Origin of the sequence: Azospirillum sp. B4 (assembly GCF_000333275.1) — a bacterium.
Classification (GTDB): domain Bacteria; phylum Pseudomonadota; class Alphaproteobacteria; order Azospirillales; family Azospirillaceae; genus Nitrospirillum.
On the sequence record NZ_BACU01000115.1, the window covers coordinates 1 to 1,835 of the forward strand.

Annotated in this window: 2 protein-coding genes; one reads left to right on the forward strand and one right to left on the reverse strand. The window is 69.2% G+C overall.

Annotation, left to right across the window (positions count from 1 at the left end):
• Positions 1-986: 3-isopropylmalate dehydrogenase (leuB, locus tag I55_RS05495; RefSeq protein WP_044559503.1), on the forward strand; the 986-nt coding region annotated here is incomplete at its 5' end.
• A gap of 186 nt (positions 987-1,172) precedes the next feature.
• On the opposite strand, the gene I55_RS05500 is transcribed toward leuB, so the two are convergent.
• A partial coding sequence (locus I55_RS05500; RefSeq protein ID WP_148293583.1) for a pentapeptide repeat-containing protein occupies positions 1,173-1,835 on the reverse strand: 663 nt, incomplete at its 5' end.

Here is a 1,835-nt window from a genome sequence, read left to right on the forward strand (position 1 = left end):
GCTTGGTGGGCGGCTGCGCCATCGACGCCTACGGCGTGCCCCTGTCGGATGCCACCATGGAACAGGCGCTGGCCGCCGACGCCGTGCTGCTGGGCGCCGTGGGCGGCCCGAAGTGGGACACCGTCAGCTTCGACAAGCGGCCCGAGGCCGGCCTGCTGCGCCTGCGCAAGGAGATGGAGCTGTTCGCCAACCTGCGCCCGGCGGTGGTGTTCGACGCCCTGGTCGACGCCTCGACCCTGAAGCCCGACGTGGTGCGCGGCCTGGACATCATGATCGTCCGCGAACTGACCGGCGGCGTCTATTTCGGTGAGCCGCGCGGCATCGAGGATCTGGGCAACGGCATCCGCCGCGGCATCAATACCCAGGTCTACACCACCCCGGAAATCCAGCGCGTCGCCCGCGTCGCCTTCGAGCTGGCGCGCAAGCGCGGCAACAAGGTCTGCTCCTGCGAGAAGCGCAACGTCATGGAATCCGGCCTGCTGTGGAACCAGGACGTCACGGCCCTGCACGCCGCCGAGTACAAGGATGTGGAACTGAGCCACATGCTGGCCGACGCCGCCGCCATGCAGCTGGTGCGCAATCCCAAGCAGTTCGACGTCATCGTCACCGACAACCTGTTCGGCGACATCCTGTCGGATGAGGCGGCCATGCTGACCGGCTCCATCGGCATGTTGCCCTCCGCCTCGCTGGGTGCCGCCGACGCCAGCGGTCGCCGCAAGGCGCTGTATGAGCCGGTGCACGGCTCCGCCCCCGACATCGCCGGCCGCGACGTCGCCAACCCCATCGCCTCGCTGCTCAGCTTCGGCATGGCGCTGCGCTACTCTTTCGACCGGGACGCCGAGGCCGACCTGTTGGACAAGGCGGTGCAGAACGTCCTGAAGGGTGGCATGCGCACGGCCGACATCATGTCCCCCGGCATGGCCCGCTGCTCCACCTCCGTCATGGGCGACAGCATCCTGCGTGAGCTGGACAAGCTGGTGGCCTGAAACAGGTACCGGTTCCCCGTCGAGCGCCCCGGGGACTCGACGGGGACGCGCTCGACGGCGGAGCGCTCAGCGGGGAAGCCGCCTGATGTGAAGAGGCCCGGGACGGCGACGCCCCGGGCCTCTTCACGTTCAACCCACCGTGCTCAAGACGTGACCGCGTCCGCCCGGCGCTTGAGGAGACAAACCTCAGCGCGAGCGGACTTGGGCGGTGTTGGCGCCATCCAGGACAATGTTCTCCAGTTGGGCGTCCCTAAGGTCGGCACCGGTCAAATCGGCTTCCCGCAGGACGGCACCGCGCAGGTTGGCGCCCCGCAGGTTCGCGCCCCGCAAACGGGCCCGGGTCAGCCGCGCCGGCCACTTGCGGTCCGGCTGCTCGGCACTTTCCAACAGGCCCAGGTTGGCGTTCTGCAGGTCGGCGCCGTTCAGGTGGGCGCGTTCGAAGTTGGCGCCCCGGGCGTCAACGCCCACCAGCACCGCGTCCTGCAAATCAACGCATTCCAAATCGGCCATGACCAGGGACGAGCCTGTCAGCACCAGGCGGCGGGCCACGGCGTACGCCATCTTGGCCGCCGTCAGGTTGCGGCCCGACAGCGTCAGGCCGGTCAGGTCACGGCCCGACAGGTCGGCGCGGTTGCCGGAACGGCCGGCGGCGGCCACCCAAGTCGCATGATCGTCCACCACCTCGGCCACCGGGCGGACACTGTCCCCGCCCTCGCCCGGCAGAACGGCGCCCTTGCCCCGCAGCCGGCCAATCAACCCGGTTTCCATGATGGCCCCGCGGAAGTTGGCATCCTCCAGGATGGCGTCGGTGAAAATGGCGTCCGTCAGCAACGCGCCAGCGAATGACGT